Genomic DNA, 25918 nt, shown 5'->3' on the forward strand with positions numbered 1-25918 from the left:
CCGGCGTAGTCGAACAACGCCCCCGAGCGGGCGGGGGCCGGGCCCGGGAATTAATATAATGGCAGGGCGGCGACGCCCCCGCGCCCGCCCACCTGGGGCGCGCCCCGTCCGTGTTCCGAGGAAGGATCAAGCAGATGAAGCGTGTTGTCCGTGCCGTTGTGCGGTGACGCGATGGTGAGGTGATGCGGTGGTGCGGTGGTGCGTGTGGAGACTAGAAGACGCTGACGCCGTAGGCGTTGAGGGCCTCCACGACCGGCTGGAAGAACGTGGTGCCGCCGGAGGAGCAGTTGCCGCTGCCGCCCGAAGTCAGGCCCAGCGCCGTGCTGCCGGCGAAGAGCGAGCCGCCGCTGTCGCCGGGCTCGGCGCAGACGTTGGTCTGGATCAGACCGTAGACGATCTGGCCGTTGCCGTAGTTGACGGTCGCGTTGAGGCCGGTGACCGTACCGCTGTGGACGCCCGTGGTCGAGCCGCTGCGGCGGACGCTCTGGCCCACCGACGGGTTGGCGGCGCTGGTGATGTCCTGGTACGAGCCGTTGTACAGGTAGACCCGGCCGTCGGCCGCCGCCGCGTTGGAGTGGCGGATGATGCCGTAGTCGTTGGTCGGGAAGCTCGTGCCGGCACGGGTGCCGATGCTCCACGAGCTGCTGATGTTGGTGCAGTGTCCGGCGGTCAGCGCGTAGTACGTCGAGCCGCTGCGGACGTTGAAGCCGAGGGAGCAGCGGCTGCCGCCGGTGGTGATGGCCTCGCCGCCGGCGATGAGCTTGTTGAACTTGCCGGGTGTGTGGTTGATCGTGACCGCGGTGTCACCCACGGAGTTCTTGATCTCGGCTATCTCCGTGGCCGAGACCGTGCTGTCGACGGTGACGACGATCTTGCCGGAGGCCTTGTCCGTGTACCAGGCCGTACCGGCGATGTCGGCGCCGCGGATGGCGGTGCTGGCGTCGGCGAGCTGGGCCGCGGTGGCCTTGGCGGGGGCCGGCTCGGGCGCCGCGATGGCAGTCGGGGCCGCAAGCGCGACAGCGGTCACCAGACCTGAGGCGACGGCGAGGAGCCGTACGCGTCCGGATACCGCGCCGAGGGGGGAAAAGCGCTTGATGGTCACAACATCCTCCATAGGTGGGGGAAACTCGCGGTCCGTTGGGTGAGCGGGCCGCTGTGGTGCGACCGTCCACCGCCATTCGGTTTTGGCCGTGAACCTGTCAATCGCACGACTGAATCGTTGACTCCGTTTGGACTTTGGGCAAGGCCCACTTCTGGACCGACGGGCGAAGAACGGCTGCCGCGACCGGACACGCGCCTGGAGCGGGCCTGAAGTCCGGCTACGGGAAGGCGTGTTGGCGAGGTCCGCCGGCCGGCCGTGTCACCCGTCAGTTAATTGCTGCAAAGCCCGTGCTGACGGGAGTGTGGCCGGTGAATGACCGTCAGAACGCACGGTCAGCATGAGAATCGGCTGAGAGCGCCATTCGGCCACATGGCCAGGTCGTCACAATCACACATGCTTCACCGTGGGTGGTGGATGTATGACGCAGCGGGTTCGGAAAGTGCGGTATGTGATGGCCGGAAGGCGTCGGAGCGGCGGAAGTTCTACCCGCGTCCCGGAGGTCGGCTCGCCCGTTTGTGCGGCGTACTCCCCAAATGCGCCCGTGTTGATCATGGCCGAATATGAGCGGAGGCCGGGCGTCCGGAGGTGGAACGGCGTGGCGCGGCACCTGGATTCGACCGATGGGGCGGTCTTGCGGGGCATCAGTGACGTGTGCTTCGGGTGGGCCGGCGGATGAGGCCTCCCGCCGCGTTGCATCCGGCAATCCCGTTCCGGCTCACGGAAACATACCGACTGGTCGGACTGGTGGGTAGAGGGTCGTGGCGGAGGGAGCGTACGGGTGAGACCTCCGGGTGCCGGGCCCGCGCCCGGGGTACTCGGGTAGCAGCGGCCGACGCGGCGGCCGCTGCATGAGCAGCCCGCCCGACCGCCCGACCGCCTCGTCCGACGATCCGGCCGCCCGACGATCCGGCCCGACGACCTCGCCGTACGACCTCGCCCTACGACCTCGAACGAGGAGTCCGCCATGAGCAGCGAACTGAAGATCCTCATCGCCGTGGCCGCCCTCCTGGTCGCGCTGACTCTGGGTATCGCGATCGCCCTGCTCGTCCGGCTGGTACGGGCCCGTCGCGCCCTGCGCCGGGCGGGTCTGCCGGTCGAGAACGGCTGGGTGTTCTGGGCGGCCGTCGGCTATCTGCTGCTCCCGGTCGATCTGCTGCCCGATCCGGTCCTCGTCGACGACATCGGTGTGCTGCTGCTGGCGCTGCGCTCGTTGCGTCCGCGGACGACGGAACTCCGCTCAAGGACCACTCGGTAACGATCACATCCACCGGTACCGCCACCTCGGCCGATGACGGCCTGGGCTGACCCATCCGGTGCGGTCAAGGGATGATCGCACCGGCACCATGGCAGTCGGCCCAGCGCCCTCCTATCCCGGCACGAGAGGTATCAGTGACTCAGCACGCGTTCCCGGACGGCAACGGCAACGGCAATGGAAACGGCAGCGGCAGCGGCACCCGTAGCGATGACACCAGCGGCGCCCGCACCAGCACCGGCACCAGCACCCGCATCGGCGGCGACCGCGACTGGTGGCGGGAGTCCGTCGTCTACCAGGTCTATGTCCCGAGCTTCGCCGACTCCGACGGCGACGGAATGGGCGACCTCCGCGGGATCACCGACCGGCTCGGTCATGTGGCGGACCTCGGCGCGGACGCCGTCTGGCTCACGCCGTTCTACCGCTCCCCGCTGGCCGACGGCGGCTATGACGTCGCCGACTACCGGGAGGTCGATCCGCGCCACGGCACTCTGGACGACTTCCGCGCGCTGCTCGGCCGGGCCGGATCGCTCGGTCTCCGTACCATCGTCGACATCGTGCCCAACCACTGCTCCGACCGGCACCCGTGGTTCACCGAGGCCCTCGCGTCGCCGCCCGGCTCCGCCGCGCGCGACCGTTTCATCTTCCGGGACGGAACCGGTCCCGACGGCGCGGAGCCGCCCGCCGACTGGCAGTCCAAGTTCGGCGGCGCGGCCTGGACACGGGTTCCGGACGGCCAGTGGTACATGCATATCTTCGCTGCCGCACAGCCTGATCTGAACTGGGAGAATCCCGAGGTCGCCGCCGAGTTCGAGGCCATCCTGCGGTTCTGGCTCGATCTGGGCGTCGACGGCTTCCGTATCGATGTGGCCCACGGGCTGCGCAAGGACCTCGTCCCGCCGCTGCGCAACACCCACGGCGGTGACTCGGCGTCCCTCAACTCCCCGCCCAGCGGCGAGAACCACCCGTTCTGGGACCGCGACGAGGTCCATGAGATCTACCGGCAGTGGCGGAAGATCACCGACTCCTACGCGCCGCCGCGGATCATGGTCGCCGAGGCGGGCGTCAGCGCCGCCAGACTGCCGCTCTACACCCGGCCCGACGAACTCCACCAGGCCTTCAACTTCTTCTATCTGCGCTGTCCGTGGAACGCGGGCTCGTTCCGCGACGTGATCGACACCTCGCTCACCGGAGCGGCGGCCAACGGAGCACTGCCGACCTGGGTGCTGTCCAACCATGATGTGGTGCGCCACCGCACCCGGTACGGCGTGCCCGAGGGCACCGATCTCCGCGGCTGGCTGATGACCGACGGCCGGGAGCCCGCGCCCGACGAGGACCGTGGCCGCAGGCGGGCCAGGGCCGCCGCGCTGCTGACGCTGGCGCTGCCCGGTACGACCTATCTCTACCAGGGCGAGGAACTGGGCCTGCCCGAGGTGGCCGATCTGCCCACGGACGCGCTGCGCGATCCGATGTGGGAGCGGACGGGACACGCCGTGAAGGGCCGCGACGGCTGCCGGGTGCCGCTGCCGTGGACCAGGACGGGATCGTCGTACGGCTTCGGGCCCGGCGGCAGCTGGCTGCCTCAGCCCGAGGGATGGGGCGAGCGCTCGGTCGAGGCCCAGACCGGCGCTCCGGGCTCCTTTCTGGAGCTGTACCGTACGGCGCTGCGCCTGCGCCGCCACCACCTCGGGGACGAGAGCTTCGCGTGGCTGCCGTCGGCGCCGGGCGAACTGGCCTTCCGCAAGGGCGGAAGCGCGGGCGGTGGTGAGAGCGGGAACTCGGGCCTGGAGTGCCGTGTCAATCTCTCCGACGAGCCGCTGCCGCTGCCGGCCGGTTCCGAACTGCTGCTCGCCAGCGACGAGTTGGCCGGTGACGGGACGACCGGCCGACTGCTGCCACCGGACACGGCGGTCTGGCTGAGCGCGAGGGCCGTAGCGGGCTGACGAGACGGCCGGGGCCGACGGCCAGGGGCCGCCCGTACGTTGTACGAGCGGCCCGTTCGCCGTGGTGTGTCAGCCGGTGATGATCGCCGGATCGCTCACACCGGGCGTGCCGTTCTCGACATGTCCGGCCAGTCGGCGCAGGAAGCCCTTGTCCTTGTCGGACACCACCGTCAGGTCGTACCAGCGCTTGGTGCCGTGCAGCTCCACCGGGTGTACGACATGTCCGCCCGCCGGCACCTTGACCGTCACGCTCTTGCCGCCGTACGCGTTGGTGATCGTCAGCCGGCGGTCGGTCCTGCTCGCGTTCGTCAGTGTCAGCACCACACGCGCGGCGCCGGAGCCCTTGCCCGAGCTCCCGTGCCCATGAGCCTCATGAGCCTCGTGGGCCTCATGGCGGGCGGTCACTTCGGGGCCCGCGGTGGTGCCGGAGCCCTGGAACGCACGGAGAAAGCCGTTGGGCCCGAACACCGACAGGTCGTACGCGCCGTTCGAATACGCCGTGTTCCATGTGTCGGAGAGCCGCTGCCCGGCTCCGGTGGTGTAGGTCCACGGGCCGTCGGTACGGTTCGCCGATGTCACGGTGAAGGACGCGCCCGCCGAGGCGCCACCGCTGAAGGTGAGCGTGAAACGCCCGGTCGACGTGACCGAGGCGCCGTCCACGAACGGCGCGTACGGCAGCGGACGCGTGGGCCTTGAGCCCTTCTCCTGCTTGGGCAGGACGGCGCGGTCGGGCGGGACCGGCCGGTAGCTCGGGTGCCGCTCGTGGTCCGTCGGCTCGTACGCGTCGGTGTCCGGCAGCGAGGCGGGCCTGGTGTCTTTGAGGCCGAAATCGAAGGCGGAGGTCAGATCGCCGCAAATGGCACGCCGCCAGGGCGAGATATTCGGCTCGCGCACGCCGAAACGGCGCTCCATGAACCGGAGGATCGAGGTGTGGTCGAAGACCTCCGAGCAGACATAACCGCCGGTGCTCCAGGGCGAGACGACCAGCATGGGCACCCGCTGGCCCAGACCGTACGGCCCGGCGACATGGCGGCTGTCGCCCGGGAATTGGTCGAGCGCGGTGTCGACGGTGGAGGCACCCTGCGCGGCGGAGGCCGGCGGATAGGGCGGTACGACATGGTCGAAGTAGCCGTCGTTCTCGTCGTAGGTGATGAAGAGAGCCGTCCTGCTCCACACCTCGGGGTTGGAGGTGAGCGCGTCCAGCACCTGCGAGATGTACCAGGCGCCGTAGTTCGCGGGCCAGTTGGGGTGCTCGGAGAAGGCCTCGGGCGCGGCGATCCAGGAGATTCGCGGCAGCTTCCCGGCCTTCACATCGGACTTGAGGATGTCGAAGAAGCCGTCGCCGTTCTTCGCGTCCGTGCCCGTACGCGCCTTCTCGTACAGCGCGTCGCCGGGTTTGGCGTTGCGGTAGTTGTTGAAGTAGAGGAGCGAGTTGTCGCCGTAGTTGCCGCGGTAGGCGTCGTCTATCCAGCCCCAGCCACCGGCGGCGTCGAGCCCGTCGCCCGTGTCCTGGTAGATCTTCCAGGAGACACCGGCCTCTTCGAGCCGCTCGGGATAGGTCGTCCAGCCGTATCCCAGCTCGTCGTTGCCGAGGACGGGCCCGCCGCCCTTGCCGTCATTGCCTGTGTGGCCGGTCCACATGTAGTAGCGGTTGGGATCGGTGGCCCCGATGAACGAGCAGTGGTACGCGTCGCACACGGTGAAGGCGTCGGCGAGCGCGTAGTGGAACGGAATGTCCGCACGCTTCAGATACGCCATCGTCCCCGGGGACTTGGCCGGGATCCACTGGTCGTAACGGCCCTGGTTCCACGCCTGGTGACCGCCCGCCCAGTCGTGGTCGAGCCCGGCGATGAACTGCATACCGAGATCCTCGGCGTCCGGATGGTACGGCAGGATGTCCTTCGTACCGTCCGACTGATGCCAGACCGACCGCCCGCCGACCGGTGTCACCGGTCGCGGGTCGCCGAATCCGCGTACGCCCTTGAGCGAACCGAAGTAGTGGTCGAAGGAACGGTTCTCCTGCATCAGTACGACGATGTGGTCGACATCCTGGATGGTGCCGGACCGCCGCCCGGCCGGAATGGCGGCGGCGCGGGCGATGCTCTCGGAGAGCGCGGAGAAGCCTGCGGTCGCGCCGGCGATCTGAAGGAACCGGCGCCGATTGAGTTCGGGCATGAGTGTGGGGACCCTGTCTCTTCGGAGATATGTGGAACGGAGCGTGCGGAACGAAGCGGAAGGAGGCTCTCAAGGTCACCCATCAAGGAGGAATGCCCGGTATCGCCGACCCGACGCCACGCGGTACACGACACGAACAGCGGCCCCGGCGAAAAACGCTTGGCACGGTCGTGTGCGCCAGGGCTAGGGTGTGGGCGTTCGCTGCGGTGGCCGGTGGCTGCCGCGTTCGGCCGTATGTGATCCGGATCCATGTGGTCCAGATCTATGTGGTCCATGCGATCTGTGTGTGACCAGGGAGGTGTGACCGATGACTGTCGTTGTGATGGGCGCTGCCCGCATCCAGAAGTTCATCAATGACACTCCCGTGGTCTCCGGCTGACGAACCTTTCTCCTTTCCGCGCCTGATCGGCGCGTGTGCCGGGGCCGCCCTTGTGAAGGGTTTCCCGTTGTCTTTCTCTCCTGCCTCTTTCGAGGCTTCTTCCGCCGCGCATCCGCTCGTCCCGTACGGCTGGGACGACGGCTGGGCCGCGGAGTTCGCGCCGTACGTCCGGCAAGGGCTGCTGCCCGGCCGGGTGGTACGGGTCGACCGTGGGCAGTGTGATGCCGTCACCGCCGACGGTGTGGTGCGCGCCGACACCGCCTTTGTCACTCCGCACGATCCGTTGCGGGTGATCTGCACGGGTGACTGGGCGGCGGTCGATCCGGTGGGCGGTGATCCCCGTTTCGTACGGGAGTATCTGCCGCGGCGTACCGCCTTCGTACGGTCCACCTCCTCGCTGCGGTCCGAGGGACAGATCCTGGCCGCCAATGTCGATCACGCGATCATCGCCGTATCGCTCGCCGTCGAACTCGATCTGGGCCGGATCGAACGCTTTCTGGCCCTGGGCTGGGAGAGCGGAGCCCTCCCGCTGATCGTGCTGACCAAGGCCGATCTCGTGGGCGATCCGGCCGTGCTGGGCCATCTTGTGGACGACGTACGGACCGCCGCGCCCGGTGTGCAGGTGCTCGCCGTCAGCGCGGCGACGGGGGAGGGCGTGGAGGTGCTCTCGGCCGTGCTGTCGGCCGGTACGAGTGTGCTGCTGGGCGTCTCCGGCGCGGGAAAGTCGACGCTCGCGAACGCACTGCTCGGGGACGATGTGATGGATGTGCAGGCCACCCGCGAGGTCGACGGGAAGGGACGGCACACCACCACGACACGCAATCTCCTCGCGATGCCCGGCGGCGGAGTGCTCATCGACACACCCGGGCTGCGAGGCGTCGGGCTGTGGGACGCCGAGACCGGAGTCGGGCAGGTCTTCTCGGAGATCGAGGAACTGGCGAAGCGGTGCCGCTTCCATGACTGCGCCCATGTGTCCGAGCCGGGTTGTGCCGTGCTCGGCGCGGTGGAGGACGGTTCGCTGTCCGTACGCCGGCTGGAGAGCTACCGCAAGCTGCTGCGGGAGAACCAGCGCATCATCGCCAAGACCGATGCCCGGCTGCGCGGTGAGATCCGGCGCGAGTGGAAGCGCAAGGGCGCGGAGGGCCGGGCGGCCATGGAGGCCAAGCGCGGCGGGCGGAGCGGCCGTACGAGATAGCCGGGAGGCGGGCGCCGGGGCCGGGGCCGGGACGGGCGGGTGTCCCGGCCTCCGCGTCCGGGTGGGTCCGGCCTCGGCCTCCGGCGCCTGCTGCTTCAGTCCAGGCCCCAGCTATGGATCTTCCGGGGATGGATACGGATCAGCTCCTGGCTGAAGTGCGCGCCGAGGTCGTGCGGACCGGTCAGCAGCTCCGCCTCACCTCGGATGTCCACACCGCGTACCGTCCATGGGTCCGTGCTCACGATGTCGTCGACGACCAGCGCCACCTTCGGATTCGTCTGGAGATTCCGCCACTTCTTGGTGGTGGCGAGGGCGAGCCCGCCGATCAGGATGGTGCCGTCGTCCTGCGGGAAGAAGCCGACCGGATTGGCCTGCGGCTGTCCCTTCGGATCGACGGTCGCCATCCGTCCCAGTCGCTGGGTCCTCAGATACGCGCGCTCGGACTCGCTGAATCGGGTCATGATCCCAGCGTCACACGGGCACCTGTCCGCGCGCATCCGCCACGGGTCCCACGATCCGGCTCGCCGCCGGCACCATGTAGCACCGTCACCACGCGACACCGGCACCACGAATAACGTGCGCCACGCAATACCGGCACCAAGAATCACCGCCACCACGCAACGGGCTCACTCCCGCAGACCGCGCGTCACCCAGCCCTTCTCGTACGCGTGCCAGCCGAGCTGGAGCCGCGTCGTCACTCCGCTCAGCTCCATCAGGCCCTTCACCCGGCGCTGTACGGTCCGCAGTCCCAGGTCGAGCTGTTTGGCGACGCTCGCGTCGGTCATCCCGGCGAGCAGCAGCGACAGGATCTCCAGATCGGTGGAGTCGGGACCGGGCATCCGGCCTTCCGCCACCGCGCCGTCCGTACCGAGCCGCAGCGGCAGCGCCTCCCGCCACACCGACTCGAACAGCCCCACCAGCGACTCCAGCAGCCCGCTGGCATGGACGACCAGGACCGCCGGTTCCGCTCCACGGCCCGTCAGCGGCACCATCGCCAGAGTGCGGTCCGCGACCACCAGCTTCGTCGGCACGCGTTCGACGACCCGGACCTGCTCGTCGCGCCCGAGCGCCGCGGAGAGTTCGGTGATACCGGCGGGCAGCGAGAGCACCTCGCGCTCGATCACCACCCGGTACGCGACACCGCGCGCCGCCGCGCGCTCCTCCGCCTCGTTGTCGATACCGGTCACGGCCACCGGCTTTCCGGTGACCAGGGCGCAGACCTCCTCGGTCGCGCCGAGCTGGAGCTGAAGGAAACGGTGGGCCACCGCGCTCGCGCCCGTCACGACCTCGACCAGATCGTGCACGGCCGGCTCGGTGGCCTCCGCGCGGTACTCCTCGGCGAGCAGCACGGCGGCCAGTTCGGCCTGTTCGAGCTCATGGCGGTGCTGGGTGAGCAGCGCGCCCAGCGCGACGGCGGGCGGCGCCGCGACCCACCGTCCGGTACGGGACGAGGACTGCGCGGCCAGGCCCTGCCGCTCCAGCCGGCGCAGGGCCTGTTCGGTGTCCGGCTCGGGGAGCGCCAGCCGATGGGCCAGATCCGCGACCTCCGCGGCGCCGATCGCCACCAGCGCGCGGTAGGCGGACTCCTGTCTCTCGTCGAGACCTATCGCTCCGAGCACCCCTGCTCCCCTCCCCGGACACCTGTGTTCCACGGCGGGCCGTGGCGGATACCGGCCACGGCGTAAACCCGCCGTGCCACATCATCGCTGTTCGGTACGGCACTCTGCCAAGGTGGCGCCATCACAGCAGCAACAGACCCCGGTCATATGCCCCTTGGGTGCGATTTGGCCTGGATTGCTCGGGAGAGCGATATGCGCGGCCCTGGTGGCGGCGCATCGGCCCGCGCTGGACCTGTGACGTTCGCCGGGCGTCCTTCCCGTGGGGGGTGGGGCCGCCCGGCGGACTTGAATATTTCCGGGTGCCCCGTTTTCGTACCCTCGGCGCGGTCGAAGATAGGGGCATGAGCCAGCAGGGGCAGAGGCCAGCCGCCGACGACTGGTGGAACCGGTTGTACGAAGAGTCCGCACCGGACACCGGTCCCGCCGCCGCTTCGGGGGACACACTCGACGACCGCTTCGACTCGGCGGCGGACGCGGTCGGTACGGGCGCGGTCGGTACGGGTGCACAGGGCGCGCCCGATACGCCGAAGGAAGTCCAAGGGCCCGGCCGCGACGGGATCGAGGCGGAGCGGCCGAGGGCCTGGTGGGAGCAGCCGCAGCAGTCGCCACCGCAGCAGTCGCCGCCACCGCGGTCGCAGCCGCCAGCCGAGCCGCCGCCTCCGTCCTACACACCCAGCGACGCGAGACCGCTGCCAGGGACGAGGGATTCCTCCGGTCCGGAACGCCCGTCGGTCCCGGATCCGCGCCGGCCCGAGCCCGCAAACGGCCCTGGCAACGGCCCGGCCGACGGGCCCGCGGACAACGACACCGTATGGCTGCCCAGACAGCAGGGCCCTCTCGGAAGCCCGGCCACCGGAAGTGCCTGGGGCACGCCACAGCCGCAACCGCGCCGAGAGCCCGAGCCGACACCGCCTCCTGCCCCGGCTCCGACCTCGGCTCCGGCTACGCCGTCACAGGCCTTACCGCCGTCCGCCCCGTCGCCGTCCGCTCCGCCACCGTCGACCCCACTGCCGTCCTCACCCAGGCCCGCCGTCACCCATCTCGGCGACCGGCCTCCGACCTACGCGCCTCAGCCCGCCACGCTGCCTGCCGCCGACGCCGAGCGGCTGGACGAACTCGTCCCCGACACCGTCCTGGACGGCGCGTCCTACGGCTCGTACTCCCTGCGGGCCGTATCCGCACGAGGCGACTCCGCCCGCTACCGCGGCGAGCCCCGCCGCGACGCGCTGCTCACCGCCCGCTTCGGCAGCGGCGCCGGCGCGCTCGTCCTCGTCGCCGTCGCCAGTGGTTCCCGCGCGGCCGAGGGCACGCATCGGGCTGCGGCGGACGTGTGCCGGTGGATCGGCGGAGCCGTCGGGCGCAGCCACGGCCGGCTCTCCGAGGACATAAGAGCGGGCCGCAGAGGCGATCTCAAGTCCGGGCTGCACCGGCTCACCGACCGCGGTTTCGGCAGGCTCCGCGCCCGCGCCGCCGAACTGGGCGTGGCACCCGAGGAGTACACCGCGAGCCTGCGCTGTCTGCTGCTCTCCGCCGATCCGGAGTGCCGGACGCGGGTGTTCTTCGGAGTCGGCGACGGTGGCCTCTTCCGGCTGCGGGACGGCGTGTGGCACGACCTGGAACCGGCGATCCCCGAGCCGGCCGCCGTCACCGGCGATCCGGTCGTCGGCTTCGGCTCCCGGCCCGCCGAGGCCCTGGACGCCGACCAGCTCACCATGGATCTGGCGATCACCAAGCCGCCGTCCCCCTATATAGAGGGCCCGCTGCCGCCGCCGCCCGAGCCGTTCCGGTTCCGTGCCTCGGTCGCCCGGCCGGGCGACACGCTCCTGCTGTGCAGCGCCGGCCTCGCGGAACCGCTGCGCGGCGAGCCCGCCTTCGCCGGCGAACTGGCCGCCCGCTGGGCCCGTACCGGCGCTCCGGGCCTGACCGAGTACCTCGCGGACATCCAACTCAGGATCGAGGGATACGCCGACGACCGCACCGCCGCGGGAGTCTGGGAGGAGTAGCCCGCGCCGGTTCCGTCCTCAATCGCCGGACGGGCTGGTTTATTCGGCCTGCGGCCGTACGGCGAAGGGGCTGGCCCCTACCGACCGGGAACCCGGTACCGGGGCGGGCCGTTCCGTCCTCAATCGCCGGACGGGCTTGGGTGGGTGCCCGGATCGGGCGGGTAGCCGGGGTCCGGCGGGAGGGGGTCGGGGTCGGAGGAGGTGCGTGTCCGGACACTAAAGCGTGATTTGTGCCGCACACCGGCCCGCACCTAACAACGAGACCCGCACGCGGCGTAAATCATGCCGTCCGGACATGTACCTCCGGAGTGCCCCGGCACCCGCACCCACCACCGCACCGGCCCCCGCCGGGAGGCGCACCGCACCGTGCCGTCAGGCGCGCACCGCACGGTAGCGACCGACACCCGCACACGAAAACCGGCCCGCGCCGAAACGCGCCCCGACCACGGCCCCCAGCCGGGAGGCGCCACCGCGCGGAACGACATCGGCCGACACGTGAGTGCCGTGATCCGGGCGCGGGCATGCTTTTCGTAAGCGTTCGAGAGCGGGATCCGTCACCAGTGCAACGGGGGGACAGAACCATGACAGGGCTACGGCGCAGAGTGGGCGGTGCCGATCTCGCGGCGGTCCCGGAAGTGCGGCACGCCTTGCGGGAGATGCTGCTGCACTGGCGGGAGCGGGACTCGGCGGAGGTGGCGGAGCTGCTCATGAGCGAGCTGGTCACCAACGCGCTGGTGCACACCGAGCGCGGCGCGGTCGTCACGGCGACCGTCGCGGACTCACGGCTGCGGGTGGAGGTCCGGGACTTTGTCACCGCCCTGCCGCTGCCGCTGACCAGGCCCGAGACACAGCCGCCGGCGGCCGACGACGCGACGCACGGCCGAGGTCTGGCGCTGGTGAGGACGCTGGCGGACGACTGGGGCATACGGGCCCGGCCACTGGGCAAGGTGGTCTGGTTCGAGATGAACGGCGAAGCGGCGTAACGCGCAACACAACGCGGGCACGTGACACAACGGCGGATCCGTAACACAACAGCGGACCGGCGCGACGGGAGTCCGTCACACCGGTCCGGGTGCTGTGTTACGGGGCGATCCGGGTTACGGAGCGATCCGGCTCAGCCGAACTGCCGCTCCAGATCCGTGAGCTTGCGCTCCAGGGAGTCGAGCCGGGGAAGCGCCTGGGTGTCGTCCTCCGCGGTCAGGTCCACGGTGCGGGCCTCACCGCCTTTGACGGCCTGGAGGGAGAGCTGCGAGCGTTGAGGCAGTTGACCTTGTTCCACTATGGCAGGCTCCGCGGAGGCTTCGACCGCGGCCGGTGAGCCCGATCCGCCGCTCCCCGCGGTCAGCGGAACCTGACGGCCGCCACCGCGCCCCCAGGCCCGGTGCTGCCGGTTGAGCGCCTTGATCTGCGCCCGGTCCAGCTTCTGCTGCTCACGCCTGCGGTGCTGGTTCTGCTCCTTCTGACGGCGGTCCTCGCGGACCTCCTCGACGGCCTCGTCCAGCGTGCGTACGCCTTCGAGAAGCATCAGCGACCAGGCGCCGAAGGTCTCCCGGGGAGCGCGCAGCCACCGTACGACCCGGATCTGCGGCAGCGGACGGGGCACCAGGCCCTGCTCGCGCAGCGCTGCCCGGCGGGTCTGCTTCAGCGCGCGGTCGAAGAGGACCGCGGCCGAGAGCGACATGCCGGAGAAGAACTGCGGCGCGCCGTCGTGGCCCAGACCCCTGGGCGCGTGCACCCAGTTGAACCAGGCGGCGGCACCGGCGAATGTCCACACCAGCAGTCGCGAGCCGAGGGCCGCGTCACCGTGGCTGGCCTCGCGCACGGCGAGCACGGAGCAGAACATCGCCGCGCCGTCGAGACCGAACGGGACGAGATACTCCCAGCCGCCGCTCAGGCTGAGGTTCTCCTGGCCGAAGCCGACCAGGCCTTTGAACGAGAGGGCGGCGGCAACCGCCGCACAGCAGAAGAGAAGTGCGTAGGAGGCGGCGCCGTAGATGGTCTCCTTCCGTCTGCGGCGTTCTTCACTGCGTTCCCATGAATCCTCGGCCGCGGCCTTGTCACCGGCGCGCTTACCGCGCGCGAGCACTGCCACCGCCACCAGGATTCCGACGATCAGGACGCCGACGGGAAGCAGCCAGTTCAGCGATATGTCGGTCAGTCGCATGCGGTGTTCCTTGCATCGCAGTAGGGCGTTTCGGGCGCCATATTGGCGGAAGAGCGGTGCCGCTCAGGGGGTTTTGGAGCAAGAAGACGCCAACGAGGTGGTGGGGCACACTGATAGGCGCGATCGACCAGAACTGCCGCACGGGAGGCGGCTGTCATGTTCGATTAATATCACCCTAGCGGGTGGCTTGGCTCCTCGGGTGACGAGGGGTCAGACGCCCGTACTCAACTTCTGGACGCGATCGGCGTCGCATGTACGCGGACAGGTGACACACGTGTCCTCCGGCCGCAGTGTGTAGAAGAGGCAGCAGCTCGCCCGGTCCCGGGTCGGCAGCGACTCCCCGCCGGGGCCCGTCAGTTCGCGGAAGCCCGCCGTGCCGACGTACGGTCCGGTCGTGCCCGGCAGCAGCAGCTCCAGCTCCGCCATCGCGCGCCGCTCCTCGCCCAGGAGATGACCGATGTACCAGAGGCCCTCGACGATCTCGTCGGTCGCCATGCCCCACAGCGCCCTCCGGCCGCGCCGCATCCGCGGGCCGAAGCCGTCCAGAACCGGTCCGAGATGGTCGGCGGCGGCGACCCGTACCTCGGTGCGCAGGGCCTCCTCGTCCGGTACGACCTGGGCACCGGGCAGCGCCGCCGCGGGATCGTCCGGCAGACACGCGAAGTCCTGGACCTGGACGCTCATCCGGCCGAGCGTCCGCTGGAAGAAGACATTCCCGACGGGGATCCTGGGCACGCGGCGATGCAGGAACCAGGGCACGGTGATCAGCAGACAGGCCGGCCAGGCATAGCGGTGCAGCGCGAAACTGGCGATCACATCGGGCCGCGCCCGCTGTCCGTAGTCCCGGCTGACCTGCGCCTTGTCCCAGTCGAGAAATGTGTCGAGCGCCACGCCTCCGGCGGCGAGATCCGCCGCGCCGACCCAGCCGCCGCCGAGCGGAGGCCGCTCACCGTCGGTGAGGTGGTCGATGCTCAGCGAGGGAAACACCTCGGTGAGACGGGCGTACGCGTCCGTCACGGGAGAGGCGTGAAGGCCGGGCAGCAGCGTGGGCACGGTCATGCAGGGGACCACCGAATCGGGATCGTTTGCAGGTAAGCCTTACCTTACCCGATGTGATCGGGTTTGAAGTGCGGCAGCGGCGGCCTATCGTGCACAGATGAATCCGGCGCCGGGCCGGGGCTACGGCGACGCCGGGTGTGCGGAGGTGGGCGGGGTGGAGCAGCGCGGCAGGGCGGCGGAGAGCGCCGCGCCGATCCCGTCCCAGGCCGGTCCTGATGCCCGGCGCGCGGACCGTGGTGAGCAAACGCCGGTCCGTGGCGAGCACGCGTCGGCCCGTGGTGAGCACACGCACAGTGAGCCGGCCACGCCCCGGATCGTGCGCCGACACTCTGTACGGGGACAGATCCTCGCCGCCCTGCGCTCCGCGCTCCTCGGCGGCGAGCTGGTTCCCGGTGAGGTCTACTCGGCTCCCGTGCTCGGCGAGCGTTTCGGTGTCTCCGCCACTCCCGTACGCGAGGCCATGCAGCAGCTCGCGCTCGAAGGCGCGGTCGAGGTCGTCCCGAACCGCGGCTTCCGGGTCACCGAGCGCAGCGCGCGGGAGCTGGCGGAGCTGGCCGAGGTACGTGCGCTCATCGAGGTACCGGTGATGCTGCGGCTGGCCCGTACCGTATCCGCCGAACGCTGGGCGGAGCTACGTCCGTTGGCGGAGGCGACGGCCACGGCCGCCGCCTCCGGGGACCGTGCGGCGTACGCGGAGGCCGACCGTGCCTTCCATCGCGCGCTGCTCTCGCTCTGCGGCAATGACCAACTGGTCATGGTCGCCGACGATCTGCACCGCCGCTCCCAGTGGCCGCTGGTCAGCGCTCCGGCTGCGCGCCGCGCCGATCTGATCGCCGACGCGGCGGAGCACTCGGCTCTGCTGGATGCCCTGGAGACAAGGGATCTGACGGTCATTCAGTCCCTGGTACGAGAGCACTTCGCCGGCCCGGCCGACTGAAAGCGGCCCTGAGCAGCTACGAAGGCGTCATCTCTGCCGTGCGGCTTCCGCGGCCGACACCGCTGCCGTCAGCAGTTCCGCGTCGAAGAAGGTCGCGTCGGCCAGACGGTTGGCGCCCGCGTAGGCGTTCAGCATCGCCTTGGTGGTCCGCAGCGCCGCGGGCGATCTGCGGAGCAGCGGCTTGGTCCACCGCTCGACGGTCCGGTCCAGCTCATCCACCGGGACGACCTTGTGGAGAATGGACAGCTCGGCGGCTCTGGCGGCGTCGAAGTTCTCGGCCGTCAGCATCAGTTCACGGATCTGGGCGGCTCCCGCCTCGCTGAGCAGCCGTGACAGCACGCCTCCCCAGGCGGGAGGCACTCCAAGACCCAGCTCCGGCATTCTGAAGCGGCAGTCGTCCGCGCCGACGCGCAGATCGCAGAAGACCGCGAGCCCGAGCCCGGCCCCGACCACGCCGCCGTGCAGCCGGGCGATGGTCACCGCGTGGACGCTCGCGAGGGCGTCGCACATCCGCCGGGCCTTGTTGCCGAGGGAGTGCAGGCCCGCACCACCGGAATGGGCGGCGAGCAGACCGGGAAACTCGCTGCGGTCACCGCCGAGACAGAAGTCGTCTCCCGCGGCGGAGAGAATCAGCACGCGGATAGCGGGATCGCCGTGAACGGTGTCGAGTACGGCGAGGAGTTCGTCGAGAAGCGGTCCGGAGACGGCATTACCCGTCTCCGGACTGTTCAACCGCACTTTCAGGACAGGCCCTTCGTGCAGGACGTGAAGAGCCTTGAAGTCTTCCACCATGCTGTTCCTTGTGTTTTGTGCCGCTTCTTTATGGATGCCGTGCCGTCAGGAAGCCCGTACCGTCGGGAAGCCGTACCGTCAGGAAGCCGTGACGCGGAACGACTTGAGGCGCCGGAAGGCCACCCGCGGCGCGTACGACGGTCCGTCGGCGAGACGCAGTCCGGGCATCCGCTTGAGCAGCGTGGTCAGCAGGGACGTCGCCTCCAGCCGGGCCAGCGGCGCCCCGAGGCAGTAGTGGACTCCACCGCCGAAGCTGAGATGCGCGGCCTTGCGGCGGATGTCGAAGAGGTCGGGATCGGTGTGCTGGTCCGGGTCGTGGTGCGCGGCACCGACCATGAGCTGCACCATCTCACCGCGCTCGATGGGCATTCCGGCCAGCGTGGTGTCCTCCGCGGCGATCCGGCTGATCATATGGATCGGGGGGTCGTAGCGCAGGGTCTCCTCGATCGCGCCCGGCATGTGCTCGGGATGCGTGCGTACCCAGTCGAGCTGGCGGGGATGCTCCAGAAGCAGCCACACCGCCGTGGCCAGCAGATGCGAGGTGGTCTCCAGCGCGGCCAGGACCACGAAGAGCGCCAGCGAGTGGACGGCGGCGTCGGCCGCGTCCTGGTCGGACTCCAGCTCGTCCCAGGTCCGCAGCCAGACCGAGACCTTGTCGTCCCCGGGTGCCCTGCGGCGCTCCCGGATCAGTTCGGTGAAGTACTCCCGCAGCTGAGCCGTCGCGGCGTCGGACAGCGCGAGCTGGCTCGGCGACGGGAACAATTCCTGGGTGAATACCTGGTCGTGGGTGAGCGAACGCAGCAGCGGATAATCCGCGGCCGGCAGCCCGAGCCATTCACCGATCGTTATTACGGGCAATTCTTCGCAGACCAGCTCCACGAAGTCCGGTTCACCGTCGTGCAACTCCTCCCGGACCTGGTCGAGGAGCCGCTCGGTTATTCGGTCGATCGAATTCCTCATGGCGTCGAGGGATTTACGGTCGAACATGCTGCCCACCGACCGCCGCATCCGCGTGTGATGCGGCGGGTTGAGCATGGGCATCGTGCTCCCCATCTGGAGCGAAGCAGGTGCACTCCAGCGTGCGGCGTCCTTCTGCCGAGTTCGCCACTCGTTGCCCGGCACCTGCCAGGCCCGGTTCCTCAGTACCTGGTCACACAGCTTGTAGGAGGTCACCAGGTGCCCGCCCCAAGGAGCGGGCATGATATTTCCCATTGCCCTGAGCTCTTTGTAGAAAGGCAATGGATTTGACTGTCCGCTCGATGTGCGCAGACGGGAGAATAGCGAAACCACAGAGCGTCGGTCGACGGATGAGGTGGCCAGGGAAGGCTCCACAGCGACTCCTTCTTTCAAGAGATCACATAAGATTCGCCAACCCTGTCTACCCCTATGGTTGAACATTCATGCGAGGGTAAATCGTCCCCAATTGTTGGGCATGTCACACCTTCCACCAGGACAGGAATCCGCTCCACCAGGTACCCTTCTGCGCCGCGTGCTGCGGCTGGGCCGGGGCATTTCCGAGCGTGCGGGAGGTGCTCGGCTGAGGCGCGGACGCCCTCTTCTCCCTGCGTACGGGAGTGAACCGGGCGGGCAGGGCGTTGAGCGCGCGGTGGATCGGGCCCGGCCGCCACGACAGACTGTTCACATGGACGCCCAGCTCGATGTCCGGCAGGCTGTTGAGCAGCTTCTCGATCGCCAGGACGGAGATCAGCAGGGCGGGATCCTTGGCCGGGCAGGCGTGCGGCCCGGCGCCCCAAGCGAGATGGGCCCGCTTGCTGAGCGTCTGACGGCTCACGGACAGACTCGGATCGGTGTTGGCCGCGGCGAAGCTGATGACCACGGGATCACCGGCGTCCAGCTTGCTCCCGGACAGGTCGACGTCGTACATCGGGTAGTGCACGGCGTAGTTGGCTATCGGCGGGCTGTTCCACAGCACGTCGTTGATGGCGTCCTCGACCAGCAGACCGGCCGCGTGCTGTCCGCCGGCGTACTTGTCGTCCGACAGCAGGAGCCGCAGCGCGCTCGCGATGATGTTCTGCGTGGGCTCGGTGCCCGCGCCGATGAGCGTGACGAGCTGGTGGATCATCTCCTCGTCGGTCAGCCGCGCCTGATGCTGCATCAGCCAGGAGGTGACATCGTCGCCGGGCTTGGCCCGCTTCAGCGCGACCAGCTCCAGCAGCGACTCGGTCAGGACCTCGTTCGCCTTCTCCGCGTCCACCCCGTCGAAGAGACTGGAGATACCGAAGACCAGCCGGTCGCCGATCTCGGCCGGGCAGCCGAAGATGTCGTTGAAGACCAGCAGAGGTACCAACTGTGCGTAGTCGCTGACCAGATCGGCCTTGCCACGGCTGCTGAACTGGTCGATCAGATACGTGGCGACACGGTCGGTGTGCCGGCTCAGCCGGTGAGTGTCGATCTTGGCCAGCGACTCCGTCACGGCCTGACGGAGCCTCAGATGATCGGCGCCGTCGGAGAAGAGACAGTTCGGCCGGTACGCCATCATCGGCAGGATGGGGCTGTCCGGCGGTATCTGGCCCTCGTTGAGGGCGCGCCAGCGACGCGCGTCACGTGCGAAGGTGTCGGGGTTCTGGAGCACATGCAGCGCCGCGGCGTAGTCCGTGACGAGCGAAGCCTCCACACCCGGAGCCAGTTCGACGGGCGCTGCGGGACCGTGCTGCCGCAGATACTCGTAGAACGCCTGGGGATCGGCGGCGAATTCGGGTCCGTGCAGGGGCACGCTCTTGCCGCTGTTATGGGCGGGGCAGCCCGGTGGTGGCGCCTGGTGTTCCGAGTGGGATTGCATGGTGAACTCCTAGCTGAGGCGCGACTGGAGATAACGGACAAGGACAATGAGCGAATTCGCTGACGAACGCTGGTCGCGTGCGTCACAATTGACGAGAGGCGTCTCGGGGAGCAGGTCGAGCGCCTCCCGTATCTCCTCGTCCGTGTGGCTCGGTGTGCCGTCGAAGCGATTGACCGCGATGGCGTACGGGATTCCGTAGTGCTCGACCAGGTCCATCACCGCGAAGGACTCTTCGAGGCGTTGCGGGTCCACCAACACCAATGCCCCGAGAGCTCCCCGGGACATGTCTTCCCACACCTGGACGAAGCGCTGCTGGCCAGGTGTGCCGAAGAGATAGAGAACGAGTCTCTCGCTGAGGGTGAGCCGGCCGAAGTCCATGGCGACGGTCGTCGTGGTCTTGCCCGGGGTGCCCCGGAGGTCGTCCACTCCCTCGCCCGCCTGTGTCATCACCTCTTCGGTGCGCAGCGGCGGAATCTCGGACATGGTCCCGATGAACGTCGTCTTGCCGACGGCGAAGTGGCCGACGACAAGGATCTTCGCCGCCGTCTGCACTGAATTGCGCAGATATACGCCGTCATCCAAAACGGGCTTGAAGGCCATTCAGCACCTCCTCGAGTATGTGCCGCTCGACAAGCTTCGCGGGAGGTATCGGGGCACGCGTCACGAGATACCCCTGCTCCGTGAGATCGGACAGCAGAATTTTGACGACACCGACGGGCAGACTGGTGTGCCCGGCTATTTCGGCGACCGAGAGATAGCCGCCGGCACACAGATCCAGCAGACGGAGCTTCTCGGGATCGAGATGTCCCGTTCTGGGGCCCTCGGCGGCCACCGTGACCAGTGTGATGAGTGAGAAATCGTCGTCATCCAGCAGATTGCGTCCGTTGGTGATGACATACGGTCGAACTAAGGGCGCTGCTTCTCGTTCCAGCTCGGGTTCGTCCGGAGTCGTCATGCCTTGGTGTCAGCAATCTCGCGAGGGGGACTGGTCAGGGATTTACCGAGCTGGCCGACGAGCTGCATCATGCGGAAGGTGATCTCCGCCATGTCGACGTCGGGGGATGCCGAGACGGCGAGATAGGCGCCTTCACCGGCGGAGATGAGAAAGACCCAGCCGTGGTCGAACTCCACCAGCGTCTGACGCCACTGCGGACGCTCGCTCGGAGGTCCGCCGCAGAAGTCGGCGACCGTGCGGCTCAGCGACTGCATTCCGCTCATCGCGGCGGCGACGGTGTCGGCGTGGTCCTTGCCGACATCGTTCGAACGGGCCATGAGCAGGCCGTCCGCGGAGACAAGGATCGCGTGGCGCGCCTCGGGCACTTCCAGAGCACTGTCAAGCATCCATGACAGATCGTAATTCACTGAGACTCATGCCCTTCGCTGCTTGCGTTGGTGGAACGACGGCCCGACTGCGTTCCCCGCTGGAACGCGCCCATGACGGAAGCGGCCTGCTCGCTGGAGCGGGCGGGCGTCTCCGTGCTCTCGGCCGCCGGAACGATGGATATCGCGCCTCGCCGGCGCCGCTTCGGCAGTCCGCCGAAAGTGGTGCCGCGCGTCGCCGGGGTCTCTTCTGGAGGCATCGGGGAGGACGCGGCCATGGCGGGATTCTCCTCGGGCTCGGGCGCGGGCGCGGGCATGGACGTGAGGAGCTCCTCGGGAAGAAGCACGACCGCGCGCACGCCACCGTACGGAGAAGTCGAGTCCACGGAGACCGTGAAGCCGTAGCGGGCCGCGAGCACACCGATCACGGTGAATCCGAACTGCGGCGGGTTGCCGAGACCGGAGACACCGGGGGAGCGTTCGCTGGAAAGGAGCTTGGCGGCTCTGCTCTTCTCTTCCTCGTTCATGCCGACGCCGGCGTCGTCGACGATGATGCAGACGCCCTTGGGCACAGGGCGGATATTGATCTCGATCATCGTCTCGGGCGCCGAGTAACTGGTGGCGTTGTCCAGCAGTTCGGCGAGCGTGAGCGCGACCGGTTCGACGGCGCGGCTGACGATGGCGAAATTGCTCTGGGCCCGGATCTCGACGCGCGTGAAGTGGCGGATACGGCCCTTCGCGCTGCGGACCACGTCATAGAGGGAGGCCGAGGCGCGCTGGCGGCCGAGCCATCCGTCGCAGAGAACGGCGATGGACTGCGCACGCCGGGCGAACTGCGAATTCATGTGGTCGATGTCGAGGAGGTCCTGGAGAATCTGGAGTTCTCCGTACTTGTCCTGGAGCTTCGTGATGGCGAGCTGCTGCTCGCTGGCGAGGCCCTGGAGCGTCCGCATCGCGGATTTCAGAGCGGTTTTGGTCGCCTCTTCTGCTCGGTCCTTGGCCTCTTCGACGGCCTCCGAGTAGTGATTTTCCAGATTGGCGTAATGTGCCCTGAGTTCCTGTTTTTCCTTCTTGAGTTCGGTGATCGACTTTCTACCGCGAATGATCGCGGTCGCTGCGACAGGAGTACCAACGGCTATCAGACCCCACAGCGCTGGATCCTGGAAGTATTGCGTCATAAGGCTCTCTTCGGGCGACTGGGGCACCGGACACTGAATGTCTGGACGCTGCGTTCGAGTGCGCTCACAGTCTCAGACATACGGGATCGGCCGCGCATACTCGCCCGCCGGACTGCCTTGAAAGGCCCGGCTGATGGCATAGCTCTCCCCGGGGTGGCGGATTTCTGGGCCGATGCGCTGACTTTCCCTTTATGCCATAGCGGGTTTACCACCGCTTGGCAAGCTCGGCGATCTTATCATCACACCAAGGCTTGACGTCCATGTCCTTCGGTTCCGTATCCGGTATCTGACGGAAATTCAGCAAGGCTCCGTGTTGGGGGTCTTCGGTGCCTGAACCCCAGGTCGGAGCTGCTGTCTGACGGTACGTCAGGACGGGACTGGCAGGGCTGTGCGGGTGCCTCCGGATCGTAGGGCGCGGACATGGGTGAGCACTACAGCGATCCGGGGACACCGGATTGCCGTAGTGCCGGAGGGTACCCGTGATGGTTGATGAGGTGTCAGCGGGGTCGGGTTGCGGTCGGGTTGCGATATCGAGGCCGGTCCGCGTTTGCGTTCGCGTCACCGACCGTATGTGCCGGCGCCGGCCGGCCGGCGCGTGCGGGCACCGGCCGGGAGCGTGTGGGCGCCGACGGGAGCGTATGGGCGCCGGCTGGAGCGTACGGGTCAGGTCAGGCGTCGGCGGCCCGTGGACCGACGACCGGGACGACCGGGGCCCGTGGGGCGAGCTGGTCCGCCAGCCAGGTCGGCACACCGCCCAGCAGACGGAAGAGACGGCCCGCCTCCTCGCGCAGCCGGGTGGCCTCCGGCTCGGGCTCGGCATCGGCCAGGGCGGCCAGCGCCGGGGCCGTACCGACCAGATAGCCCAGCTCCTCGCGGATACGGAGGGACTCGCTGAAGCCGTGTCTCGCCTCGGCCAGTTCGCCCTCCCGCAGGGCGAGCCCGGCGAGATGGCGCCAGGTGAAGGAGAGCAGCAGCGTCTCGCCGTGCGCCGTGGCGGCGGCATGGGCACGGCGGTACGCGGCGCGGGCGGACTGCGGCGAGTCCGAGAGATGCTCGGCGATCAGCCCGCGCCGGAAGTCGAGCAGAGCGCGGCCAGGAGCCGTCGGGTCGAGCAGGGCCGCCGCCCGGCCGAGCGCTGCGCGCGCCTCGTCCGCGCGGTCGCGTACGCCGAGGACGGTCGAGGCGTACGCGAGATGACCGCGCTCACAGGCGGCTGCGCCGCGTTCGTGGTCCTCGCGGGCCGTGGCCTCCGCCGAGCGGAGCGCGTCCTCGGCCTCCGGCCAGCCGGTCCCCGTGAACAGACAGCGCTCGACGAGCAGCGAGGCCCGCTGGAGCGCCGGCGCGGGAGCGGTGATGTGTGGCGCGAGCAGGGCCGCTGCGTCGGTCCAACAGCCGCGTGAGCGCAGCCGCCATACCGCGGTCTGGAGTGGGTCGTCACCGGCAGTGGTTCCGGAACCAGACATGGCGGTATGCGCCACATTGCCCTCCCCGAGCGCGCCATTGTGCTGTTGAGTGTGGACGCATCTCAGCACGGATGGGCATGCCGGGCCAATAGGTCAGGTGAAAAATTTCACAATCCCTTGGTCGCCGAAGCCGCTCCGTACGGGCGGTTGACGGTGGTCCCGGAGGCGCCATCGACAGGCCGCGAGAGCCTCGGAAACGCTGTCACCTGCGGCGACGGCGGCGGTACGGTCGGTGGCCGCGCCGCCGAAGAGCCCTCCTCGTGGCGAGGTTGGATCTTTCCATGCCCGTATCGGGTGACGGCGTCAACCGGCGTGGACATGGCACGGCAGAGCACTTGGCGACGTCCGGACCGCCCGGCGAGATCCCGTGCAGGCCTCCAGGGCTACAGCCCGCGCACTGCGGCAGGGCATCAGCCAGGCCGATGCCAAGGCGTGAGGTCGAGCCCCGGATACCGCAGCGCCGTCCCGGCCAGCGTCTCCGGTGTCCAGTAAGGATGCCCGGGCGGTGGAAACCCGAATGCCTGGAGCTGGCGCGGCGTGGCACGCTCGACGAACGTGAACCAGTCCTGCTGAACGGCGGAGTAGGCCCAGCCCCGGCGCTGGCCCCAATGGACGCCGGGCGGACGGAAGTTCAGATGCATGGTGTAGCGGGCGCCGCGCGCCGCGGTCATGGCCGTACCACGATGGACGGTGCCGATCTCGAAGGCGACGACCGTCCCGGCAGGACCGGCTGCCGGCACCTGCGCTCCGTACAGGTGCGGGCTTCCGCTGCCGTCATGGAAGCGGCTCTTGCTTTCGAGACCGGGCCGCAGATACCTGTCGGGCACGGCGGGGAGGTCAGCCGTGTGCCTCCGCGGGACAAAGTGCGCCGGGCCGAACTCCTCGGGCACGTCCGCCAGGTACACGAACATCTCCAGCTGGCGGAAGCCGGGCGCGGTGCTGGGCACCAGGAGGCTATGGCCCAGGTAGTCGCGGTGCAGGTCCTGGTCGTAGTCGCTGGCGCCGGCGTACTTCGCCCAGGCCTCCGCCCCGGAGATCTGGACACCGCCGTCTTCCAGCAGCGTCTCGGCGAGCGCCAGGATCCGGTGGTTCACAGCCAGCAGGCTGATCTCCGTGCTGGCGAAGGGAAAGTAGTCGATCCCGGCGAACTGGTCGCCGATGAAGCGCTCGCGTCGCGGATCGGTTGAGTCGTGGAAGCCCTCAGCGGACGGGAAGAGCAAATCCAGTTCGCCCGCCGCGGGCTTCAGCTCATCGTGCGGGAGGAAACCAGGGAGGATGACGAAGCCGTCTTCACGCCACGCTCGGGCCGCTTCTTCGAGGTCCATCGGGCCAGAGTGATCACGGCGAGCGCCGCAGGCAAGCGGTTTTCCGGTAGGAAGAGCGACTAGGGCCTGTTGCGAAAGCCCAACGACATACAGATCGTGGTCGGAGTGTTCGGTGACCATGCCCTCGTGGGCTTGCGATCCCTTGAGGACGAGACCGAGGACATCCGGATCGGCGGTGGCGAGTCCGATGAACGCTTCGTAGGTGAGGGGATGTTGAGCAGTCATGGTGTGATCTCCGTGGGAGGCCGATGGGTATGCCTGTCGAGGCGGTCCTGTCTGTCGGGGCCGCCCGCACCGTCCGCGGGGTACTTTGCCGCGCCCGCTTGGCGCCGTAACCCGAAAACTCAGTGGCCGTGCGGGCTTGGGGCCGCATACGTTCGCCTTCATGGTTGACGCAGCTTTCGGGCATCCGCGCCTCGCCGCCGTCTACGACCCGCTCGATCCGGACCGCGGCGATCTCGACGCGTATCTCGCGATGGCGGAGGAGTTCGGGGCGCGGTCCGTGCTGGACATCGGGTGCGGTACGGGCGTGTTCGCGCTGCTGCTCGCCGAGCGCGGGATGACTGTCACCGGGATCGATCCCGCGCGGGCGTCCGTCGACGTCGCGCGTGGCAAGCCGGGCGCGGAGCGGGTGCGCTGGCTCGACGGCGACGCGGGGGACCTGCCGCCCATGCGGACCGACCTGGTGACCATGACCGGGAACGTCGCCCAGGCGATCACCGGTCCGCAGGCGTGGCGTACGACGCTGCGCGGCGCGTACGAGGCGCTGCGGCCCGGCGGGCGGCTTGTCCTCGAGACGCGCGATCCGGCGCGGCGCGTGTGGGAGGAGTGGGCGCAGTGGACGCGCGAGACCACGTACCGCATGACGGACATCCCGGGCGTCGGCCACGTCGAGACCTGGGCCGAGCTGACGGACGTGAGCCTGCCGCTGGTGAGCTTCCGGGGTACGCACGTGTTCGCCACGGACGGGGACGTACTGACCTCGGAATCAACACTCCGCTTCCGCGAACGCACCGAGATCGAGCAGGACTTGCACGAGCACGGCTTCGTCATCGAAGACGTACGCGACGCACCCGACCGGCCGGGCAGCGAGTTCGTATTCGTGGCGCAGCGCGATACCGCACAGCCCGTCCCTCCCGGAACGCCCCAGGGAGCGTGTGCACCACACAGCACCGGGCAGACGGAACTTTGAAGACGCTCCCTAGATGAATG

The 25918-nt window shown here is 68.9% G+C and carries 22 protein-coding genes and 1 pseudogene; 7 read left to right on the top strand and 16 right to left on the bottom strand.

Annotated features, from left to right (window positions below; all coding sequences use genetic code 11):
• Positions 1 to 211: 211 nt before the first annotated feature.
• A complete protein-coding gene (locus tag ACFV6H_RS16050) occupies positions 212 to 1102 on the bottom strand; it encodes a S1 family peptidase (RefSeq protein WP_384981203.1) in 891 nt (296 codons plus the stop codon).
• 964 nt (positions 1103 to 2066) lie between these two features.
• On the opposite strand from ACFV6H_RS16050, the gene ACFV6H_RS16055 reads away from it, so the two are divergent.
• Both ACFV6H_RS16055 and ACFV6H_RS16060 read left to right on the top strand, forming a co-directional pair.
• A complete protein-coding gene (locus ACFV6H_RS16055; protein ID WP_384981205.1) occupies positions 2067 to 2357 on the top strand; it encodes a hypothetical protein in 291 nt (96 codons plus the stop codon).
• Between the two features lie 251 nt (positions 2358 to 2608).
• On the top strand, positions 2609 to 4297 hold the full coding sequence (locus ACFV6H_RS16060; protein ID WP_385542140.1) for a glycoside hydrolase family 13 protein: 1689 nt from the start codon (positions 2609 to 2611) through the stop codon (positions 4295 to 4297).
• A gap of 69 nt (positions 4298 to 4366) precedes the next feature.
• Here the strand turns inward: ACFV6H_RS16060 and ACFV6H_RS16065 are convergent, their stop codons facing one another.
• Positions 4367 to 6472 carry a phosphocholine-specific phospholipase C gene (locus ACFV6H_RS16065; RefSeq protein WP_385542026.1) on the bottom strand — a complete coding sequence of 702 codons (2106 nt, stop codon included), beginning with the start codon at positions 6470 to 6472 and terminating at the stop codon, positions 4367 to 4369.
• 446 nt (positions 6473 to 6918) lie between these two features.
• Here ACFV6H_RS16065 and rsgA point away from each other — a divergent pair, with 446 nt between their 5' ends.
• On the top strand, positions 6919 to 8046 hold the full coding sequence (gene rsgA, locus ACFV6H_RS16070) for a ribosome small subunit-dependent GTPase A (RefSeq protein WP_385542028.1): 1128 nt from the start codon (positions 6919 to 6921) through the stop codon (positions 8044 to 8046).
• A gap of 95 nt (positions 8047 to 8141) precedes the next feature.
• On the opposite strand, the gene ACFV6H_RS16075 is transcribed toward rsgA, so the two are convergent.
• Both ACFV6H_RS16075 and ACFV6H_RS16080 read right to left on the bottom strand, forming a co-directional pair.
• Complete coding sequence (locus tag ACFV6H_RS16075) at positions 8142 to 8507, bottom strand: PPOX class F420-dependent oxidoreductase (protein WP_384787119.1); 366 nt, start codon at positions 8505 to 8507, stop codon at positions 8142 to 8144.
• Positions 8508 to 8672: 165 nt separating this feature from the next.
• Positions 8673 to 9665 (bottom strand): helix-turn-helix domain-containing protein, encoded by a 993-nt coding sequence (locus ACFV6H_RS16080; protein WP_384981214.1) that lies wholly within the window; start codon positions 9663 to 9665, stop codon positions 8673 to 8675.
• Positions 9666 to 10006: 341 nt separating this feature from the next.
• On the opposite strand from ACFV6H_RS16080, the gene ACFV6H_RS16085 reads away from it, so the two are divergent.
• A complete protein-coding gene (locus tag ACFV6H_RS16085) occupies positions 10007 to 11668 on the top strand; it encodes a protein phosphatase 2C domain-containing protein (RefSeq protein WP_385542031.1) in 1662 nt (553 codons plus the stop codon).
• Between the two features lie 581 nt (positions 11669 to 12249).
• Positions 12250 to 12651, top strand: coding sequence for an ATP-binding protein (locus ACFV6H_RS16090; protein WP_093602374.1), 402 nt, complete (start codon positions 12250 to 12252; stop codon positions 12649 to 12651).
• Between the two features lie 131 nt (positions 12652 to 12782).
• Here ACFV6H_RS16090 and ACFV6H_RS16095 read toward each other — a convergent pair whose 3' ends face one another.
• Both ACFV6H_RS16095 and ACFV6H_RS16100 read right to left on the bottom strand, forming a co-directional pair.
• The gene (locus tag ACFV6H_RS16095; RefSeq protein ID WP_093602376.1) at positions 12783 to 13832 is read right to left on the bottom strand and encodes a DUF2637 domain-containing protein; all 1050 of its coding nucleotides are present in this window, start codon (positions 13830 to 13832) and stop codon (positions 12783 to 12785) included.
• 210 nt (positions 13833 to 14042) lie between these two features.
• A complete protein-coding gene (locus tag ACFV6H_RS16100; protein ID WP_385542034.1) occupies positions 14043 to 14891 on the bottom strand; it encodes a (2Fe-2S)-binding protein in 849 nt (282 codons plus the stop codon).
• Between the two features lie 97 nt (positions 14892 to 14988).
• Between ACFV6H_RS16100 and ACFV6H_RS16105 the strand changes: the two genes are divergently transcribed.
• Complete coding sequence (locus ACFV6H_RS16105; protein ID WP_385542036.1) at positions 14989 to 15828, top strand: GntR family transcriptional regulator; 840 nt, start codon at positions 14989 to 14991, stop codon at positions 15826 to 15828.
• Positions 15829 to 15855: 27 nt separating this feature from the next.
• Here the strand turns inward: ACFV6H_RS16105 and ACFV6H_RS16110 are convergent, their stop codons facing one another.
• From ACFV6H_RS16110 to ACFV6H_RS16155, 10 genes and pseudogenes are all read right to left on the bottom strand, one after another.
• Complete coding sequence (locus ACFV6H_RS16110) at positions 15856 to 16620, bottom strand: enoyl-CoA hydratase/isomerase family protein (protein WP_384981226.1); 765 nt, start codon at positions 16618 to 16620, stop codon at positions 15856 to 15858.
• A gap of 78 nt (positions 16621 to 16698) precedes the next feature.
• Positions 16699 to 17820, bottom strand: a complete 1122-nt coding sequence (locus ACFV6H_RS16115) for a cytochrome P450 (protein WP_385542038.1) — start codon at positions 17818 to 17820, stop codon at positions 16699 to 16701.
• A gap of 235 nt (positions 17821 to 18055) precedes the next feature.
• Entirely contained in the window at positions 18056 to 19420 is a 1365-nt protein-coding gene (locus ACFV6H_RS16120) for a cytochrome P450 (RefSeq protein WP_384787097.1), read from the bottom strand.
• Between the two features lie 9 nt (positions 19421 to 19429).
• A complete protein-coding gene (locus ACFV6H_RS16125) occupies positions 19430 to 20020 on the bottom strand; it encodes an ATP/GTP-binding protein (RefSeq protein ID WP_093602388.1) in 591 nt (196 codons plus the stop codon).
• Positions 19995 to 20375 (bottom strand): DUF742 domain-containing protein, encoded by a 381-nt coding sequence (locus ACFV6H_RS16130; protein WP_093602390.1) that lies wholly within the window; start codon positions 20373 to 20375, stop codon positions 19995 to 19997. Before ACFV6H_RS16130 ends, ACFV6H_RS16125 begins: the two co-directional genes overlap by 26 nt.
• Positions 20372 to 20782 carry a roadblock/LC7 domain-containing protein gene (locus tag ACFV6H_RS16135; protein ID WP_385542041.1) on the bottom strand — a complete coding sequence of 137 codons (411 nt, stop codon included), beginning with the start codon at positions 20780 to 20782 and terminating at the stop codon, positions 20372 to 20374. Before ACFV6H_RS16135 ends, ACFV6H_RS16130 begins: the two co-directional genes overlap by 4 nt.
• Complete coding sequence (locus ACFV6H_RS16140) at positions 20779 to 21918, bottom strand: ATP-binding protein (protein ID WP_384981234.1); 1140 nt, start codon at positions 21916 to 21918, stop codon at positions 20779 to 20781. The genes ACFV6H_RS16135 and ACFV6H_RS16140 overlap by 4 nt, the downstream gene beginning before the upstream one ends.
• 668 nt (positions 21919 to 22586) lie before the next feature.
• Positions 22587 to 23381 carry a hypothetical protein gene (locus ACFV6H_RS16145; RefSeq protein WP_384981237.1) on the bottom strand — a complete coding sequence of 265 codons (795 nt, stop codon included), beginning with the start codon at positions 23379 to 23381 and terminating at the stop codon, positions 22587 to 22589.
• Positions 23382 to 23791: 410 nt separating this feature from the next.
• The gene (locus ACFV6H_RS16150; RefSeq protein ID WP_385542142.1) at positions 23792 to 24706 is read right to left on the bottom strand and encodes a phytanoyl-CoA dioxygenase family protein; all 915 of its coding nucleotides are present in this window, start codon (positions 24704 to 24706) and stop codon (positions 23792 to 23794) included.
• 81 nt (positions 24707 to 24787) lie between these two features.
• Positions 24788 to 25093, bottom strand: a pseudogene (locus ACFV6H_RS16155) (hypothetical protein); the annotation flags it as partial.
• Between ACFV6H_RS16155 and ACFV6H_RS16160 the strand changes: the two are divergent.
• Positions 25092 to 25898 carry a class I SAM-dependent methyltransferase gene (locus ACFV6H_RS16160; protein ID WP_385542044.1) on the top strand — a complete coding sequence of 269 codons (807 nt, stop codon included), beginning with the start codon at positions 25092 to 25094 and terminating at the stop codon, positions 25896 to 25898. The pseudogene ACFV6H_RS16155 and the gene ACFV6H_RS16160 overlap by 2 nt on opposite strands.
• The last annotated feature ends 20 nt before the right edge of the window (positions 25899 to 25918 follow it).

It is taken from the genome of Streptomyces sp. NPDC059743 (genome assembly GCF_042732975.1).
GTDB lineage: Bacteria > Actinomycetota > Actinomycetes > Streptomycetales > Streptomycetaceae > Streptomyces.